A 17,808-nucleotide genomic window follows, 5' to 3' on the forward strand; every position below is an offset into this window, starting at 1 on the left:
ATATCGTATGTGTCGGAGAAAAAATTTCCGGGACTCGATTATTGATGGTTGACCTGGCTATTCCCACCGGAAAACGTTACCTTACGGAGATCTAAACTCCCTTTTTTGCGGACTTCAGGCAACATCAGTCGCTTCTGTGCCGTCTTATGGAACGGGGACGGTCAACCCTGGCCGCCTCCGAGAACGGGGAGAAGAGGAAAGCGTCTTGATGAAACGAATCGCCATCGGTCTGCTGTCGGCGGCGGTGAGCGGCCCGCTGCTCCTGTCCGCGGGAACGGCCTCCGCGGAGCGAGTCGCTCTCAGTGTGCGCATCGACAACGTCAGCCCGAACCCGGTCGTCGTGAAGGGAGACGACGACACGAGGGTCACCATCGAGGTCCGCACCACCGAGGCCACCCGCGTGGAGCTGCGCCTCAGGCCGGTCTCCGACCAGGCCCGCACCCAGGCCGCCCAGGAGCCCAGGCTCCTGCACCAGGGTGACCTGTGGCGCTTCACCACCAGCTTCGACGAGAACGATTTCGAGGGCCGCTGGGTCGCGATCGCCGACGCGTACGACAAGGACGGCAAGAAGGTGACCGACGAGGTCAACTTCTCCGTCGTCCACGAGGACGAGAAGGCCGAGACCCGCGTCTACCGGTTCTCCGCGAGCCCCGAGAAGGTCCGCAAGGGCCGCTGGGTCTACTTCACCGGCCGTCTCCAGGTCGACGACGACCGCTGGAAGGGCGTGCGGGGCGAGGAGGTGGAGATCTACTTCCGCAAGCGCGGCTCCAACACCTGGAAGTTCGTGACCTCCCCCGACACCGGCTGGAACGGCACCTTCCGCGCCAAGGCCCGCGCGTACAGCAGCGGTGAGTATCGCGCGATCTTCGACGGCACCGACAAGCTCGCCGAGAGCCGCAGCCGGTCCGACGGGGTGCGCGTGTACACCCGCCGCTGGTAGTCCCACCTGAGGCCGCACCACGGCCGGACGGTGCCGGACGGCGACCGACGCGGAGGCCCGGGGCGACCCGGGCCTCCGTCGTTTCCGGCGTACCCCGCTTGATCCTCCGGCTTTCGGGCAGCGAAGGGGTACGACGACCGGAGGGAAGCCGCGCCGATGACGACGGGTGATTTCTACGACTACTCCGAACTGCTGGAGGAGCACGAGAAGGAGATCGTGCTCCGGGTACGGGAGTTCATGGCGCGCGAGGTCGCGCCCATCGCGAACGAGGCGTGGACCAACGCCCGCTTCCCCCACCAGCTGATTCCCGAGCTCGCCAAGCTCGACATCGCGGGCCTGGCCTACCGGGGGGCGCGCAGCCTGCTGACCGGGTTCGTGGTCCTGGAGATGAACCGGGTGGATCCGTCGATGGGCACGTTCTTCGGCGTCCACAACGGCCTCGCGATGGGCAGCATCGACCGGCTGGGCTCGGAGGAGCAGCGGGAGCGGTGGCTGCCGCCGATGGCGGCGATGGAGAAGATCGGGGCGTTCGCGCTGACGGAGCCCGAGGGGGGTTCCGACGTCGCGGCGGGGCTGCGCACGACGGCCCGGCGCGAAGGCGACGTGTGGGTGCTCAACGGGGCCAAGCGCTGGATCGGCAACGCGACCTTCGCCGACCTGATCGTGGTGTGGGCCAAGGACGAGGCCGACGGCCAGGTCAAGGGATTCGTGGTGGAGAAGGGCACGCCCGGCTTCGCCGCGACGAAGATCGAGAACAAGATAGCCCTGCGCACGGTCCAGAACGCCGACATCACGCTCACCAACTGCCTGGTGCCGGAGACCAACCGGCTGCAGAAGGCGAACGGCTTCCGCGACACCGGCACCATCCTGCGGCAGACCCGGGGCGGCGTGGCCTGGCAGGCGGTGGGGTGCATGACGGGCGCCTACGAGCTCGCGCTGGAGTACGCCGGAACGCGCGAGCAGTTCGGGCGGCCGATCGCGGGATTCCAGCTCGTGCAGGACCTGCTCGTGCGGATGCTGGGCAACGTCACCTGCTCGCTGGGCATGGTGGTGCGGCTCGCGCAGCTCCAGGACGCGGGCGTCTACAAGGACGAGCACTCGGCCATGGCCAAGGCCTTCTGCACGGCTCGGATGCGCGAGGCCGTGGGATGGGCCAGGGAGATCCTGGGCGGCAACGGCATCGTCCTCGACTACGACGTCGGCCGGTTCGTGGCCGACTCCGAGGCGATCTACTCCTACGAGGGGACGCGAGAGATCAACACCTTGATCGTGGGACGGGCGATCACCGGCACGAGCGCCTTCGTCTGAACGCCCCACTGGGACGAGCACGACGAGCGCCACGGACCACCTCCGTCTGGGCGCCCCATCGGGGAGACGAGCACGACGCACGACGGCGCCGGTCAGTGGTCGCGGCGGGTGACGAGCGCGCTTCGGATAAGCGCCACGGGCCGCCCTCGCCTGAACGATCCGTCAGGGAGACGAGCGCGACTTCGTCTGAACGCCCCGCCGGGAAGACGAGCACGACGCACCACGGCGCCGGTCAGTGGTCGCGACGGGTGACGAGACGGGCGAGTGCGGCCAGCTCGGCAGCGGGCCGGGGCCGCGCGCCCACGGCCTCAAGGTGACGCAGGGCCCGCGCGAGCAGCTCGTCGGCCTCCACCTGGGTCCAGTCCCGCCCGCCCGCGGCCTCGACGAGCTTGGCCGCGTGGACCAGCTCGGTGTCCGACAGCGGCTGCTCGCGGTGGTAGAGCCCGGCCAGCTCCCGTCCGGCCGGGGTGCCCGACGTCAGGGCGGCGACGACCGGGATGGATTTCTTACGGCTGCGCAGATCCGAGTGGACCGGCTTGCCGGTGGCCGCGGGGTCTCCCCAGATGCCGAGCAGGTCGTCGACGAGCTGGAACGCCAGCCCCAGGTCCCTGCCGAAGGCGACGAGGTGCTCGACCTGCTCGGGGGCGCCGCCGCCGAACAGGGCGCCGAGTCCGCAGGCGCACCCCAGCAGGGCCCCGGTCTTCCCGACCGCCATGCTCAGGCACTCGGCCGGCCCGACGTCCCGGCGCTCCTCGAAGGCGACGTCCGCGCTCTGGCCGTCCAGCAGCTCCTGGACCGCGGTGCTGAAGATCCTGGTCGCCTCGGCGGTGACCGGGTGTCCTCCGGTCGCGAGCACGTCGAAGGCGAGCGTCAGCAGCGCGTCACCGGCCAGGATGGCCGGGCTGACGCCGAAGACGGTCCAGGCCGTGGGGCGGTGGCGGCGGGTCCGGTCACCGTCCATCACGTCGTCGTGCAGAAGGGAGAAGTCGTGCACCAGCTCGACGGCCGCCGCCGGCCGGAGCGCCGCGACGGCGGGACCTCCGACGGCCTCGGCCGACAGCAGGGCGAGCGCGGGACGGATCGCCTTGCCCCCGCCGGTCGCGGACGGCCTGCCCTTCTCGTCCCACCAGCCGAAGTGGTATCCGGCGATGCGCCTCATCGAGGCGGGCAGCGTGTCGGCCGCCGGGCGCAGGGTCGCCCCGACCATGTCCCGGCTCCAGGCCAGCACCTCACCCGCGGACCGCCCGCCCGTCGACGTCTCGATGGTCGTCATGCTTGCTCTCCCTCGCTCAGCGGCCGGTCCGAAGGTGTGTGAATCGCTCGCCCCGTCTCAGTGGCCGATCTCGACGTCTTCCAGGATGCCGAGCGCGTCGGGCACCAGGACGGCCGCGGAGTAGTAGGCGCTGACCAGGTAGGAGATGATCGCCTTCTCGCTGATGCCCATGAAGCGGACCGAGAGGCTGGGCTGGTACTCGTCGGGGATGCCGGTCTGGTGCAGGCCGATCACCCCCTGGTTGTCCTCGCCGACGCGCAGGGCCAGGATCGAGGTGGTCCGGGTGCCGGTGATGGGGATCTTGCTGCAGGAGAGGATGGGGACGCCGCGCCAGGCGGGCACCCCGCTGCCGCCGACGTCGACGCCCTGCGGGTAGAGCCCGCGCGCGTTGCACTCGCGGCCGAAGGCGGCGATGGCGTGCGGGTGGGCGAGGAAGAAGCTCGTGCTCCTGCGGCGGCTGAGCAGCTCGTCGAGGTCGTCGGGGGTGGGCGGGCCGGTGCGGGTGTGGATCCGCTGCTTGAGGTCGGCGTTGTGCAGCAGCCCGAACTCGCGGTTGTTGATCAGCTCGTGCTCCTGCCGCTCGCGCAGCACCTCGATCGTCAGCCGGAGCTGCTGCTCGATCTGGTCCATCGGGTCGTTGTAGAGGTCGGCCACCCGGCTGTGCACCCGCAGGACCGTCTGCGCGACGCTCAGCTGGTATTCGCGCGGGGTGAGCTCGTAGTCGACGAACGTGCCCGGCAGGTCGGCCTCTCCCCGGTGCCCGGCGGCCACCTCGACGGCGGCCTCGCCGTACTTGTTCTGTGGTCCGCGGGAGGCCGTCTCGCGCTGCCGCAGATGGGTCTGGAGCGCCTCCGCCTGGTCGGCCAGCTCCAGGAAGGCGTGCCGGGGCAGGACCATCGCCGTGCCGCTGGTGACCGCCTTGGCGGTGAACGGCCACTCGCCCTCGTCGCCGACCAGCGCGTCGTCGCCGAAGTGGTCGCCCGCGGCCAGCACGGTCAGCACGATCTCGTCGCCGTACGGCCCGGTGCCGACCTTGTTGACCTTGCCGTGCGCGATGAGCACGACCTCATCGGCCGGCTGCCCCGCCTCCGCGAGCACGTCACCGGCCCTGAACTCCCGCTGGACGAACCGGCCCGCCAACGCGTCGAGGACGTCGGAGTCGTCGAACCCGCGCAGCAGGGGCAGCTCGCACAGCTCGGCAGGGATGACCGCCACCTGCGCCCCGGAGTTGGTGAAGCTCACCCGCCCGTCGCCGATGGTGTAGGTCAGCCGCCGGTTGACGCGGTAGGTGCCGCCCGAGACCTGCGTCCAGGGGAGCATCCGCAGCAGCCACCGTGAGGTGATCTCCTGCATCTGGGGAGTCGACTTGGTCGTCGTCGCCAGGTTACGCGCGGCGTCCGTACTCAGACTCAGCTGCGACCGGCCAGCCTCGAACTCCGTCACAACACACCACCGATCCGTACTCGTACTGACAGGGGAGAAGCCATGGAACAACCAGGGGGAACGCCAATTACCCGCGACAGAAACGGCAGAATCGTTGACCCCCCGATGCGCGGAGCCGGATATGGCCCGCCACCGTGGACGGCTCAATTTTGGGTCGCCCTTAAATATCCCGTCAAGCATTGGATACGACCTGGCCGACAATTGACAAAGCCGCCATCGCTAAATGCCCGAAAAAGATTGAATGTCTTATTCATCTCAGCGCTTCATGCGCATGGTGGGCTTTATGAGCTGGGGATATCCGTCATACCAGACATCGCACCGCGTATCCCCGGCGGACGACATCGCGACGCGGGAAACCCCGTCGCACGGCGCGGAGAATCCCCGGCCGCCTCGGCTTCACGCGAAGGCACTGCGGGACAACAGCGAAGGCTACATTTCCCGATTTACCGTAAAAAACGGAAAGTTCGGCAGAGCCGGTCAGCGTGCCCGGTCCGGCGCGCCGCCCAGGAGTTCGGCGAACAGGTTCTCCCAGAGCGGCATGATCACGTCGGGCGTGTAGTCGCGCGCGGTGACGGCCGCGGCGGCCCCCATCCGCTCCCGCAGCCCCCGGTCCTCGATGAGCCGGATCATCGCCGCCGCCAGGGCGTCGACGTCCCGGGGTGGGACGAGCAGCCCGTCGATCTCGGGGGTGAGCACGTCGGCCGGACCGGTCGGGCAGTCGAAGGCGACGACGGGCAGCGCCTGGGTCATCGCCTCGATCATCACCATCGGCAGCCCCTCGAACCGCGAGCTGAGCACGTAGAAGGAGGACCTGGCCAGCTCCTCGTCGAGGCGGTCGGTGCGTCCCATCAGGGTGACGTTGTCACGCAGCCCGTGCTTCTTCAGGAGCCCGCTCAGCGCGTCCTTCTTCGGGCCGGTGCCGTAGATGCGCAGCCGCCAGTCGGGGTGGTGGTCGACGACCTGCCGGAACGCGGGGATCAGCAGGTCGAAGCCCTTCTGCCCGACGAGCCGCCCGGCCGCGACCACGAGCCTGTCCTCCTGCCGGGCGGGTGGGCGCCGTACGGAGCCGACCGCGTTGGGGATGCGCACGACGGGAGTGCCGGGCAGGAGCGCCTGGTACTCCCTCCTGTCGGTCCCGGTGAGCACGGCCACCGCGTCCAGGTCGCCGTAGTGGCGGGCGATCGCCGACCGGACCGTCTCGGGGTGGGTCGCCAGGTTCATGTGTTCCTGGGCGATCCTCACGACGCTCGCGGGGGTGCGCCGGGCGGAGATGAGGTTCAGCGCGGGACGGGTGGTGACCAGGATGCCGTCCTGGAGCGCGGAGACGTAGTCGATGACGGCCCGCTCCACGCGTTCGGTGAAGTAGGAGGCCGCGAACTCCCCCGCGGGCACGATCTTGCCGCGGATCCGCCGCCAGGCCTTGCGCCCCACCGAGTCGACGGGCCTGCCGTCACGCTGGTCCGACAGCGCCAGGAGGCGGACGCGCTCGTCGATCGTGAACTGGGGCTTCTCCCTCCGGCGCACCACGCTGACGATCTCGACCTCGTGCCCGGCGGCGGCCATCGCGTTCGCCTGGTTGATCACCGTGCGGATCGTCCCGCCCATGCCGTACGCGTGCAGGAGCATGTAGCGGATCTTCATCACACCGGAAGCGCCGGAAGCCCCAGAAACGCTGGGAGCCCCGGAAGCGCTGGGAGCCCCGGGCGCCCCGGGCGCCGTCACGCGGGCTCCGCGGCGTGCGGCAGGTATCCCCAGCTCTCGCACATCGGCCTGAGCGACTCGGGGATCTCCCCCACCCCCGGCAGGTCGCGCGCGGGCTGCACGCTCCCCGAGCGGATCTTGTCCTTCCAGTCGCCGAGCCCCTTCTCCAGCACTGTCTGTTCCCCGTACGTCAGCATCTCCGGCTCCCAGGGGACGCCGAGGAAGTCGCAGAGGCGGCGCGCCTCGGCCTCGGGATCGGCGGTCAGGTCCTCGTAGCGCACGGTGCACCCGCTGAGCGCCCCCCGCGCCCGCTGCACGGCCTTCATGTAGCGCAGGGCGTCGAGCGCCGCCTCCTCGGGCGTCCTCTTGCCCGCGCCCGCCTCGTACCACGAGCTCGCGATGGACGCCGGGTGGCGCAGCAGGAAGACGAAGCGGGCGTCCGGCCAGCACGCGGCGATGCGCCGGTACGCGAAGGCGTTGGCCGGGGTCTTGTCCACGACGAACGTCTTGCCGCTCCTGACCAGCTCGCGGTGGAGCACCCGATCCCACAGCAGGTGTTCCAGGTCGGCCCGGTCGTGCCCGAGGGCTCCCATCGCCTTCTCCGCCAGCGAGGTGCCGAACTCCACCCGGAGCCTGCGTACGTGCAGCTCGTGCGGGGCGTGCAGCATCGAGTGGGCGTTGAGCAGTGCCCTCAGGAGCGTGGAGCCGGATCTCACCGGCGAGAGGATGAAGATCGGGGCGTCCAGCAGCCGGTCGGCCTCCGGGTCCGCGGGCGGCCTGAACGACTCCTCCACGGCCGCGGGTGCCCGTACGGTCACCGGTGTACCAACTTTCCCTACTCGGTTAAGCTGGAATCCGGTAAGCTTGACAAGGGCGTCGTTTGCCTTGCGCTGCCAGTCCATGCCCAGGGAGGGTAGCCACCTTTCCTGGCATTTAACTGTGTGTTCACTCAAGAACACCTCTCCGTCCGCGGGCGCGCCTTCTTCCCGTCGGTGGTAAAGGCGGGGCAAAGCCGGTGATTCATTCCCTACGCGGGGTAGGGACACGTTCCCACAGCTCAGGCGGCATGCGACCGGCGGCGATCAGGATCGGGCGCACCTCGCCGAGCACGCCACACCCTTGAGGAGGAGATCGAGTGATTCGCGACATACGGCCGGAGACGGCCTCCTCCCAGACCCCGCCCGGCACCTCTCCCCGGCCCCCGTCCCGCGACGTCGACGACGCCACCGCAGAGGCCCTGGGCAAGCTCTCCGAGGCGCTGGAGACGACCGAGAGGGCTCGCGGGCACCTTTACTCCTTCCACCAGCTGATCGGCCACGCCGACCTGCAGCTCGACGAGGCCGTGAAGCTGCTGCGCGCCGCGGGCCACCCGGAGATGGCCGACCTGGTGACCCGCGAGCTGATCGGCCTCAACGTCATCCCCGGCCGGTGGACCTTCCAGATCGTGGAGGAGTACGAGGACGGCTACCACAGCGCCTTCACCGGCGTGGAGAGGCGGGTCAGGGAGCGGCTGGCCGGCGGGCGCCGCCACCTCCACGAGGCCCGGATGAAGAAACGACGCCAGGGCTGATCATCCGCCCCCTCCCCCCGCCCGCGCTCCTGCGACGCCCCGGATTCCGGCGTACGAAAAGCCTCGGCAGCCTCGGCCCACCCGGGATTCCGGCGTACGGACCCCGGTGGCGCGCCCCGTACAGTGTGATGCATGGGGATGGTCAAGACCGTGGGGCTGGTTCTGCACCCGCAGCGCGATTCGAAGGTGGCCATCGACACGATCGTGGAGTGGGCCCGCGCCCGCGACGTCACGGTGCTGGGGCTGCCCGACGAGGTCGGGCGCATCGACTGCAGCGCGGTGTCGGTCGACAGCGCCACCCTGGTCGACCGCGCCGACCTGCTCGTCAGCCTCGGCGGAGACGGCACGATGCTGCGCACCATGCGGCTCATCTCGGAGCGGCGGACCCCGGTCCTCGGCGTCAACCTCGGCAAGCTGGGGTTCCTCGCGGAGATCGACGTCGACGAGCTGCCCCCCGCGCTGTCGGCCATCGACAACCATGACTACACGGTCGAGCCGCGCATGGCGGTGCGGGCGACCCTGCCCGACGGCACGGCGGTGACCGCTTTTAACGACATCGCCATGGTGCGGATACCGGGTGACGGGCTGTCGGCGGTGTCGATCACCGTGGAGGGCCACCCCTTCGTACGCTACGCGGCCGACGCGGTGATCGTGGCGACCCCCACCGGGTCGACCGCCTACAGCTTCTCCGCGGGCGGTCCCATCGTCTCGCCGACGGTCGAGGGGTTCCTCGTGGTCCCCGCCGCGGCGCACTCGTCGTTCAACCGGGCCCTCGTGCTGTCGGCCGACGAGCGGGTCGTGCTCGACCTGCTGCCGACGAGCGGGCGGCTGGCCGTGGAGGTGGACGGCGCGGTGGCCGCGCACCTGAGCCGCGGGGACGGGCTCAGCGTCACCGCGATACGCGCCGCCGCCTGGGTGGTCCGGTTCGGCCCGAAGAGCTTCTACGACCGCGCCCGCCGCAAGCTCCGCGTCAACGGCAGCGCCGAGGTCGACTAGGCGTACCGACCTGAGAGGCCGGGTACGCGGGGCGCTTCGAGAACACCGACGCCCCCGGGTCCGGCGGGGCATCGTTCCCGGGTGACCGGGCTCCCCCACGGAGCCCGGTCACGGGTGTTCCGGCCCTCGCGAGCCCAGAACACCCGGCGGGGTCAGCGACCGGGCGAGGAGCCGTTCACGGTCAGGACGTGCTCGGTCTCGATGGCGGGGAAGGTGCCGGTGTCGATGATCCCGTGCTCGTGGAAGGCCGCCTCCAGCAACGCGTGAGCCTTGGGCTCCAGCTTCCACAGGGCCCTGTACTCGCGGGCGGTGGCCAGGGAGACGCCGGTCTCGTGGGCGATGTCGGCCGCGCGGGGCACGAACTTCCGCTCGATCTGCTTGTCCCAGTATTCCCGCGCGGCGCGCATCAGGGCCGCGCGCTGCGCCGTGTCGACGACCGGCGGCGGGACGTCCAGCACCTGGAGCTCGTCGTCGTCATCGTCGATCGGAGGCCGCAGCGCGGACGGGCCCGCGGCCACCGCGGGACGCGCGGGCGGCTCCTCGGCCTCCGGTGCCCACGGCACGGGCGGGGTCAGGTCGATCAGGGCCGAGGTGTTGTAGAGGGCACCGATCTGGGAGAGCAGGGCCTCCTGCCGGGCGGAGTCGACCGCCAGGCCGCTGTGCTCCACCGCCCGGTCCATGGCACGGTCCAGCTTGCTGAGGGCCGCGCGCATCTTCCTGTCGGACGCGCCCGAGGCGCGGAGCGCGCGGGCGCGCTTGGCCGCCAGCGCGACCCGGGTCAGCCTGCGGTGGGCGTCCACCTCGCTGGCCGTACGGTCGCTGACCTCGGCCAGCCCGACGCGGACCAGCGCCCGCTCCGGGGTGATCCGCCAGTTGATGCGGGAACGCCCCGTGATGCGGTGACGTTCGATCGCCATGCCGCGCTCCCACAGCCACGCCGCCACCAGGGGGGCGGCGAGCCGGAAGATGGCCTCGGCGGCGCTGCGGGCGTCCATGCTCGACAGCACGGCCGTCAGGCCGGTGAGCGCCCACACGGCGACGCCGTCGATGCCCGCGGAGAAGTTCTCCCGCATGTTGCGGCGCGCCCGGACGGCGCTGGTGATGACGGCGACCTCGATGAACGCGAAGAGCAGCAGCCGCAGAGGGCCGTCGAAGCCGAGCACGTCACCGGAGAAACGCCACATGCCCTGGGCGGAGACACCCGTCGCGATGCTGGCGGCGACGATGGTGAGGATGTCCTCCGCCGGACGGGGTGCGATATGGCGCTGGTAGAACCGGACCGCCACGCGCCGGGTCGCGCGGAGCGCGAAATACGCCACGACCAGGAGGACGAGGGCGAACACTCCGATGATGACCGTCAGAACCGGCTGGTCCGATGCGAAGGTGGTGATTTGATCGATGGGGGGCATCAGTCACTGTCCGTCAGTCTCGATGTCCGACAGGATATCTAGCGATCATTCCAGAATGTCGGCGGCTTGTTTGCGAAACGGGCGCTCACGAGCGTGACAGAAGTGAACACAGTTGCGACAAGGACGAGTAAAGATCACAAACCCACCCGCCCGGCCGGGTACCGGCCAGGCGGTTTCCCCCTGACCGGCATCCGACCGGCCCACCGGCCCACCGGAGCGGCCCGGCCGGAACCGGCCGGTGACCACGGATCGGCCGATGACCGCCGGGACGTACCGGCGGCGCCCGGAACGGACGACCCGGCCGGACGCCCCGATCAGACGGGGTCAGACGGGGTCAGAACGGGTCAGAACGGCCAGCTCGCGTCGCGGCCCGTCTCCAGCAGCGGGATCAGCCGGAACGACGCGTCGGAGAAGCCGCCGAACTCGTGGCGGTGTCCCGAGCCGGTCGGCATCGCCGCCCGCCGGTAACCCTGGAGGTTGAAGCCGTACATCGGGACGCGCTCCGGCACCGCGCCGGTGACCTCGGCGCCGTCGTGGCCGTTCATGGTCTGCATGTCGGACAGGATGACGACCCGGTCGTGCCCGCGGTAGACCCGCCGGAGCGAGGCGGCGATCCGCGTGCCGTGGCCGACCTCGCCGACGCGCCCGCAGAACCGGTCCATCTCCTTCAGGACCGACGCGCCCCGGCCCATCCCGTGCCGGAACACGCCGTCGGCGAAGCCGTACAGGTCCACCCGCTCGCCACGGGCGGCGAGCGTCACCCCGAACAGCGCCGCCGCCTGGACGGGCGTGACGGTCGACCGCTCCGAGACCGCGCCGGAGGTCATCGACGCCGACGTGTCCACGAGGACGAGGGTGCGCCCGCCGAACGACGGCACGTTGCCCGTGGCGAGCGTCAGCGCCCTGTCCAGGGCGTGGCCCCAGCGCGTGCTCGGGGCGTTGCGGTACGCGGAGTAGAACCGGAACGGCAGCTGCCGCGACCCGGCGACCTCACCGGGGTCGGTGAGCTTCGCGGCGACCCGCCCGGCCACCTCGTCGGAGACACCGGCCTCGTCGAAGTTTCTCAGGTTACGGATCAGTGCCATGTAGCCCATCGACGGGATGACCGCCTCCCACGCCTGGCGGTCCATCGGGCCCTGGAGCCATCCGGCGAGCGCCTCCCAGGTCATGCCCGCGGCCCGCAGGCGGCCGGGGTCGGCCAGGGCCGCGCGTCGCGACTCGACCGGCAGCGCCGCCAGCCCGGCGCGGGCGCGCAGCGTCGCCAGCGAGTCGTGGATCGGCCGATCGCGGTCGTGCCTGCGGTCCAGGGCGTGCGCGAACAGCTCGCCCTGCCACGCCTTGTCCGCCGCCGGGGCGGGGTGGACGAGGTCGATGACGTCGGCGAAGCGGAAACCCCTGGTGCCGGTGTCGTACTTGAGCAGGCCGCGCTCGGTGTACAGGCGCCGGACGGCGTCGGCGACGCCGCGCTTGACCGGCTTGGGGATCGCCCGCCCGTACGTGGAGGTCCAGTAGGCGAGGGCCTCGCCGGGCTCGTCCGCGCGCTGCAGGACGCCGTCCACCAGCTGCCGGTTGAGGCCGTGCAGGCCGGCGGCGAGCCGCGCCCTGACCGACTCCAGCGCGGCGACGACCGGGGCGGTCCGCATGTTCGCCTCACCGCGCAGCCAGGGAAGGAAGCGAGCCATCCACGCGCCGTCCTCGACCGCGACCCGGTGGACGAGGTCGCGGAAACGCTCGTCGCGGTCGCCCGCCTTCTCGTAGAAGGTGTTCTCGCCGACCATGTTCGACACCGCGAGGAGGAAGAGCTCGCCCTTGGCGTCGCGGGCGTATCCGGGAGCGCCCTCGTGGGTGCGGCCGGACGGCGTGCGCTCGGTCCTGACCGGGCTGGAGAGGGCCGGTCGGTTGGTCGCGGTGTTGAACTTGGACATGGACGGGCCTTTCTACGAGTTCCGTACGCCCCCCACGAGCCTCGCGGGCGAGAAGGACACGGAAGGCGACGATCACGATGATCGTGCCGAGCGCGCATGCCGGGAGGGCTCCGTCTTCACGTGGGCGTGTCCGAGGTCGAAGCGAGGAAGGTACAGACGCTCTTCCCGACTGAGCTACGCGGCCGGAACCGCGGCCGGACTCGAACCGGCGACCGCCCCGTTAACAGTGGAAGTAGCCCTCCCCCGCGCACCGGGCACGCGTGTGAAGCCGTGCTCCTCCCGAGATCGAGGTGACCGCGGTGTGCCCGGCCTGCCGGGCGGCGGCCCCGCTGAGTGGAGCCGCCAGGAGTCGAACCTGGAAGTAACCGCGATCGGCGCACCGGGAGGTGCGTGGACGTTTCAGCTGACCTTCCCGAGATCGGAGTCGGTGACGGAACGAAAGCGTGCTGCCTTTACACCACGCGCCGCACGGGTCTGGGCGGCGCGCCGGGAATCGAACCCGGTCCGCTCGATCCCGAGTCGAAGTAACCGTCGCCTTCGCACCGGGAGGGTCTCTGTGAATGTGTGGACTTCCCCGAGGTCAAGGTCGGCCGCGGACTCTGACGTGCTGCCGTTACACCACACCGGCCCTGAGCCGGAGCCGGGAGTCGAACCCGGACCCTCGCTTTGGAAGAGCGAAGTATCCGCTGCCTTCGCACCGGGGAAGCGTGTTATCCAGTTGTCTGAGCCTCGTATTGTCGGAGCCTCGTATTCCGGAGACGGCTCCGGCGCGCTCTTCCCGCGATGGACGACCGGTTTCGTTTCCGAACTCCGAGGCGTTTCCAACGGTAGCCGCCACCGCCGCTCGTCACATCTCATTATTCGCCGGAAAACAGGGGTGTGGAAAATAGGGGTGGCAGGGGTCGGTGACGGGGGGAAAATGTCGGTCCCCGGAGGGATGATGGAGGGGTGAACGACTGACGGGGACGCGGCGGGGGTCCCACAGGACCTCCCCCGCCTCCCAGGAAAGGATCACGTGATGACGACCCCGATGAACGTGTCCGATCTGGCACAGGTTCTCTTCGTCTCCGCGCTGCAGGCTTCGGACCACCCCTCTCCGGACCAGGTGCGCATGATCATCGAAGGTCGGCTCCGGGCCCGCCACGCGGATCTCTCCGATTGCGCGGCCCTCGTCGCCCAGGAGGCGGGGGACCATCCCGAGGCGTACGCGAGCCGGATGCGCTGGGCGCTGGGCGAGGCCGTCCGGGTCCGCCCGTCCATCTCCTTCGTGAGCTGACGCCCGTAACCAGCAGGACCGTCCCGTAACGTCGAGGGATGGACGCCAGACACGACGCGGGCACTCCGCGCACCCACGGACCGTCACACACCGGCGGCGGCCCCCGGTCGCTCTGGGCCGACCACGACCGCGTCCCCGAGCTGCTGGAGGCCACCCGCGCGTACGCCGTGCGCCTCCTCGCCGGGCTCGGCGACCGGCCGGTGGCGCGGACACCGGTGAGACCCGCGCCCGCGCCCCTGCCGGAGGCGGGGATCGGCGCGGAAGGGGCGATGGAGGAGTTCGCGCGTCGATGGGAGCCGGGCTTCGCGGCCGGTTCCGGCCGTTACCTGGGCTTCGTCACGGGTGGCGTGACGCCCGCCGCGCTGGCGGGCGACTGGCTGACCGGCACCCTCGACCAGAACCCCACCTCGGGCCTGGACTCGCTCGCCCCGGACCTCGAACGGGAGACGGCCGCCTGGCTGCGCGACCTCTTCGGCCTGCCGCCCGAGCACGAGGGGACGTTCGTCAGCGGCGCGACCATGTCCAACTTCGCGGGCCTGGCGGTCGCCAGGGAGTGGCTGGGCGAGTTGCGCGGCGTGTCGCCGGCCGAGGAGGGCGTCGCCGCGCTCGGGCCGGTGACGGTGCTGTCGGGAAGCCCGCACTCCAGCGTCGTCAAGTCGCTGTCCATGCTCGGCCTGGGACGGTCGGCGATCCGCCGGGTCGGCCTCCTGCCGGGCCGGGAGGCGGTGGACGTGGACCGGCTCGCCGAGGAGCTCGACCGGCTGGACGGTGCCCCGGCGATCGTGGTCGCCAACTCCGGAACGGTGAACACCGTCGACTACGACGACCTGCGCGCCGTCGCGGCCCTGCGCGAGCACCACCCGTTCTGGCTGCACGTGGACGCCGCGTTCGGCGCCTTCGCCGTGCTCTCCCCCGAGCACGCCCACCTCGTCGCGGGCCTCGGGGAGGCCGACTCGGTCTGCGTGGACCTGCACAAGTGGCTGAACGTGCCCTACGACAGCGCGATCCATTTCACCCGCCGCCGCGACCTGCAGGCCCGCGTCTTCCAGAACTCCGCCGTCTACCTCACCCCGGTGGGCGACGACCCCGACTTCGTGCATCTGACGCCGGAGAACTCGCGGCGCCTGCGTGCGCTGCCTGCCTGGTTCACCCTGGCCGCGTACGGGCGCGAGGGGCACGCGGAGATCGTCCGGAGCTGTGTCGCCCTCGCCGCCGGGCTCGGCGAGCGGATCGCCGCGATGCCCGCCTACCGGCTGCTCGCCCCCGTCCGGCTCAACGTGGTCTGCTTCACCCTCGCCGCCTCCCCGACTCCGGCCCGGATCGACGAGGTGGCCGCGGCGATCACCAAGTCCGGCGAGGCCTTCCTCACGCCGACCGTCCACGAGGGGGTGCCCGCGCTACGCGCCGCGTTCAGCAACTGGCGCACCACCGAGGCCGACGTGGAGCGGGTCGCGAAAATCCTCCAGGAGGTCGCATCCCGGCCGTAAAACGCTCGACGCGCCCGTCCGCGGCGGCCGCGTCGACCCTCGGAGCGGATTCCACAGCCGCGATGTCCAAGGACCTCGGACCGGTGCCGTCCCAGCCCGCGCCGGTCTTCCGTGGACGTGGTTCCGCCGGTCCGCGTGGACCCGCTTCTCACTCCACCCCGGCTGAGCCGGAGGCCGAGGCCTCGCCAACTCCGCGGCGGTTCTGCATCCCGCTGGAACGGTGATCCTCTCTCGCACGACGCCGGTCGGACTGGTTGCGCAGGCTGAGCCGGGATGCGAGGTTGTGGCACGTTTCATGGCACCCGCGTGGGGGCGAGAAGCTCGCGTACGCCGTCGATGGGCGGGTGCTGGTCGACTACCCCCATTTCTGCATGGAGCAGGCGGTCTTCTGCAAGCTCATCGCCGATCGCATGATCCAGCGATATTTCACTCAATGGCCGGAGGTAGCCAAGGCCACGCGGGCGGCGGCCGACCGGGACACTTCAACGGTCATCACCCTGATGCCGGGGCTCGTCGACCAGAACATCCGGCTCGGCAAGCAGTGGTTCGACCGACCCAGCGGCGAGTCCCGCGAGGAGGACCGCGGCTGGATGCGCTGACAGGCGGCGATCGCGGCGAGGCTCGCCATCACCGCGCTTGTCCGGGAAGCGGACGACCTGCTCGTGCGGGACGGCGGGGAAGCGGCGTCCGGGCGCTGCGGCGGGCCCGGATCTGCGGAATTTCCCCGGAAAAACAGGCCCCCGGGCGGAGATGATCTACTGAACTCTGGCGGTCCGGCCGCGGATGGCATCCTGTCGGGACACGAGTCTCCGACGGAGGCCGGTAGCCGAGCGTTACCGATCGCCTCTTTTCCGCTCCTTTCCGCTACCTCCGGGTAATCTGACCGCCCCAAGGCTTTGAGTTCCACTAGCAGACTCCTGCGGCCCCCTCCACTTACCGTGAGGGTAGGTTACGCATCGTGTCGGCGTCCTCGACGTCGCACGGCGCTCCGCCAGCCCGGGGCATCGCCCGGGGCTCGACCGATTCGACACCGATTCGACGTGGAGTGATCTGCCATGACCAAAATCAGGAACGCCCTCGCAGCCGGAGCCATGATGGCCTCCGCTCTCATCGTCCCCGCGGCGATGCCGGCCTCGTTCGCCGCCGCGGACACCATGGCCCTGACCACCCCGGAAACTCTCACCTCCGCCCTGAAGCCCTGCCGCGAGCACAGGAACCCCGACAGGTGCCGTGCCCGGCGCGAGTACGAGCGCGAGTACAGGCGCGAACACGGCCGCGACTACAGGGGCGAGCGCGAGTACAGAAGCGAACGCGGACGCGACAGAAGCGAACGCAGGCGGGACATGAACGAGCGTCGGCGCGACATGAGCGAGCGCGGGCGCGACATGAGCGAGCGTCGGCGCGACACGAACGAGCGCGGGCGCATCGACAGGGGCGCCGGTGTCGGCGGCCGCATCAGCGACAGCGTCGGCGGTACCGGTACCGGCCGCGGGATCAACAACTGACAGGTGCCCGACGGACGACTGACACGGCCACCGGCGGTCAGGAGGCCGGAAGAGCGCCACTGTGAGCGCGAGCCACGCTCCTCCCCCTGTGGAGCAGGCCCAGGCCAGGCTCGCGGAGGATCCGTCTCACGATGGGCGGCCCGACCCACCGAGCATCCGGGTCGGGCCGCTCGTCGTCCGGCGAGCTCTCCAACGTGCGCCCGTCACCGCGCGACGGAACCACCCACGCGCGCCCGCCCCCGTGAAACGACACCGGCCGTCGTGGGATCCCCGCGCCCCGTACGCGTGGGAGGACAGCCCGTCCTTGCGGCGCGCCTCAATGACATCACCAGCGGCCCCGTGCGCGAGAGGGCTCGTTCTTGCGGCGCACCTCGATGACGTCGCCGACTTCCCCCGTACGTGAGAGGGGGCCGGACTAACGCGCGGCTTCGTGAGCGTCGACGAGCCGCTTGGGAGCCGTCAGGCACCACGCCTCGGTGACCAGCTCGAACAGCTCCTCCGCGTCGATCTTCGCGAGGTGCACCACGACCCAGCCGAACCGGCCCGCGGTGAACTGGACCTCGAACACCTCCGGCCGCTCCGCCACCAGCGCGATCTGCTCGTCGATCGTCGACTTGAGCCCCACGGTCTCCGTCTTCTCCCACAGGTAGCCGAAGCCCTTGTCATGCACCTTCAACGAGACCCACTCGCCGCCGTCGCTCTGCTTGACCTCCGGCAGCTTCTTCAACATCTCCAGGAACTCATCCACGCTCACACCCATGGGTCACCTCTACCAGAACGCACCGACATTTCTCTCCGGCATTCGTCCCGGATCGTGGCGGTACGGCGCCACGCCGCGCGACTCGCCCACGACTTACCGGACGGAGCCACCGCACCGGAGGCGGCCCCGGCACGCCTCTGGCCGACACGCACCGCTTCCGGCGCGACCGCGGTGATCCCCGGCATGGACCGGGGATGTCCAGCGCCGACGTCGAG

The 17,808-nt window shown here is 70.5% G+C and carries 15 protein-coding genes and 3 tRNA genes; 8 read left to right on the forward strand and 10 right to left on the reverse strand.

Features of this window, described 5'->3' with window-relative positions; all coding sequences use genetic code 11:
• Positions 1-208: 208 nt before the first annotated feature.
• Together ABD817_RS14180 and ABD817_RS14185 are read left to right on the forward strand one after the other, a co-directional pair.
• Complete coding sequence (locus ABD817_RS14180) at positions 209-940, forward strand: hypothetical protein (RefSeq protein ID WP_344918340.1); 732 nt, start codon at positions 209-211, stop codon at positions 938-940.
• 156 nt (positions 941-1,096) lie between these two features.
• Entirely contained in the window at positions 1,097-2,248 is a 1,152-nt protein-coding gene (locus ABD817_RS14185; RefSeq protein ID WP_344918341.1) for an acyl-CoA dehydrogenase family protein, read from the forward strand.
• Between the two features lie 232 nt (positions 2,249-2,480).
• On the opposite strand, the gene ABD817_RS14190 is transcribed toward ABD817_RS14185, so the two are convergent.
• From ABD817_RS14190 to ABD817_RS14205, 4 genes are all read right to left on the reverse strand, one after another.
• Positions 2,481-3,521: a family 2 encapsulin nanocompartment cargo protein polyprenyl transferase gene (locus ABD817_RS14190; RefSeq protein ID WP_344918342.1), complete on the reverse strand. Its 1,041-nt coding sequence runs from the start codon at positions 3,519-3,521 to the stop codon at positions 2,481-2,483.
• A 57-nt stretch (positions 3,522-3,578) separates the two neighbouring features.
• A complete protein-coding gene (locus tag ABD817_RS14195; RefSeq protein ID WP_344918343.1) occupies positions 3,579-4,964 on the reverse strand; it encodes a family 2B encapsulin nanocompartment shell protein in 1,386 nt (461 codons plus the stop codon).
• A 477-nt stretch (positions 4,965-5,441) separates the two neighbouring features.
• The gene (locus ABD817_RS14200; protein ID WP_344918344.1) at positions 5,442-6,605 is read right to left on the reverse strand and encodes a glycosyltransferase family 4 protein; all 1,164 of its coding nucleotides are present in this window, start codon (positions 6,603-6,605) and stop codon (positions 5,442-5,444) included.
• Between the two features lie 77 nt (positions 6,606-6,682).
• The gene (locus tag ABD817_RS14205) at positions 6,683-7,483 is read right to left on the reverse strand and encodes a sulfotransferase family protein (RefSeq protein ID WP_344918345.1); all 801 of its coding nucleotides are present in this window, start codon (positions 7,481-7,483) and stop codon (positions 6,683-6,685) included.
• 317 nt (positions 7,484-7,800) lie between these two features.
• Between ABD817_RS14205 and ABD817_RS14210 the strand changes: the two genes are divergently transcribed.
• Positions 7,801-8,235 (forward strand): hypothetical protein, encoded by a 435-nt coding sequence (locus ABD817_RS14210; RefSeq protein ID WP_344918347.1) that lies wholly within the window; start codon positions 7,801-7,803, stop codon positions 8,233-8,235.
• 132 nt (positions 8,236-8,367) lie between these two features.
• Positions 8,368-9,231, forward strand: a complete 864-nt coding sequence (locus ABD817_RS14215) for an NAD(+)/NADH kinase (protein WP_344918348.1) — start codon at positions 8,368-8,370, stop codon at positions 9,229-9,231.
• A gap of 152 nt (positions 9,232-9,383) precedes the next feature.
• On the opposite strand, the gene ABD817_RS14220 is transcribed toward ABD817_RS14215, so the two are convergent.
• The 5 genes from ABD817_RS14220 to ABD817_RS14240 all read right to left on the reverse strand — a co-directional run bounded on the left by ABD817_RS14220 (position 9,384) and on the right by ABD817_RS14240 (position 13,266).
• Positions 9,384-10,640, reverse strand: coding sequence for a hypothetical protein (locus tag ABD817_RS14220; RefSeq protein WP_344918350.1), 1,257 nt, complete (start codon positions 10,638-10,640; stop codon positions 9,384-9,386).
• Positions 10,641-10,984: 344 nt separating this feature from the next.
• Positions 10,985-12,565: a TROVE domain-containing protein gene (locus ABD817_RS14225; protein ID WP_344918351.1), complete on the reverse strand. Its 1,581-nt coding sequence runs from the start codon at positions 12,563-12,565 to the stop codon at positions 10,985-10,987.
• A 186-nt stretch (positions 12,566-12,751) separates the two neighbouring features.
• Positions 12,752-12,829, reverse strand: a tRNA-Asn gene (locus ABD817_RS14230).
• Between the two features lie 211 nt (positions 12,830-13,040).
• Positions 13,041-13,110, reverse strand: a tRNA-OTHER gene (locus tag ABD817_RS14235).
• An 87-nt stretch (positions 13,111-13,197) separates the two neighbouring features.
• Positions 13,198-13,266, reverse strand: a tRNA-Gly gene (locus ABD817_RS14240).
• A gap of 317 nt (positions 13,267-13,583) precedes the next feature.
• On the opposite strand from ABD817_RS14240, the gene ABD817_RS14245 reads away from it, so the two are divergent.
• From ABD817_RS14245 to ABD817_RS14260, 4 genes are all read left to right on the forward strand, one after another.
• Entirely contained in the window at positions 13,584-13,841 is a 258-nt protein-coding gene (locus ABD817_RS14245) for a hypothetical protein (RefSeq protein ID WP_344918352.1), read from the forward strand.
• Positions 13,842-13,879: 38 nt separating this feature from the next.
• On the forward strand, positions 13,880-15,328 hold the full coding sequence (locus ABD817_RS14250; RefSeq protein WP_344918353.1) for a pyridoxal phosphate-dependent decarboxylase family protein: 1,449 nt from the start codon (positions 13,880-13,882) through the stop codon (positions 15,326-15,328).
• 344 nt (positions 15,329-15,672) lie between these two features.
• Complete coding sequence (locus ABD817_RS14255; protein ID WP_344918354.1) at positions 15,673-15,927, forward strand: hypothetical protein; 255 nt, start codon at positions 15,673-15,675, stop codon at positions 15,925-15,927.
• Between the two features lie 456 nt (positions 15,928-16,383).
• Positions 16,384-16,833: a hypothetical protein gene (locus tag ABD817_RS14260; RefSeq protein ID WP_344918355.1), complete on the forward strand. Its 450-nt coding sequence runs from the start codon at positions 16,384-16,386 to the stop codon at positions 16,831-16,833.
• Positions 16,834-17,248: 415 nt separating this feature from the next.
• On the opposite strand, the gene ABD817_RS14265 is transcribed toward ABD817_RS14260, so the two are convergent.
• Positions 17,249-17,593, reverse strand: coding sequence for an MmcQ/YjbR family DNA-binding protein (locus ABD817_RS14265; protein WP_344918356.1), 345 nt, complete (start codon positions 17,591-17,593; stop codon positions 17,249-17,251).
• Between the last annotated feature and the right edge of the window lie 215 nt (positions 17,594-17,808).

The sequence above is a fragment of the Streptosporangium oxazolinicum genome (genome assembly GCF_039537505.1).
Classification (GTDB): domain Bacteria; phylum Actinomycetota; class Actinomycetes; order Streptosporangiales; family Streptosporangiaceae; genus Streptosporangium; species Streptosporangium oxazolinicum.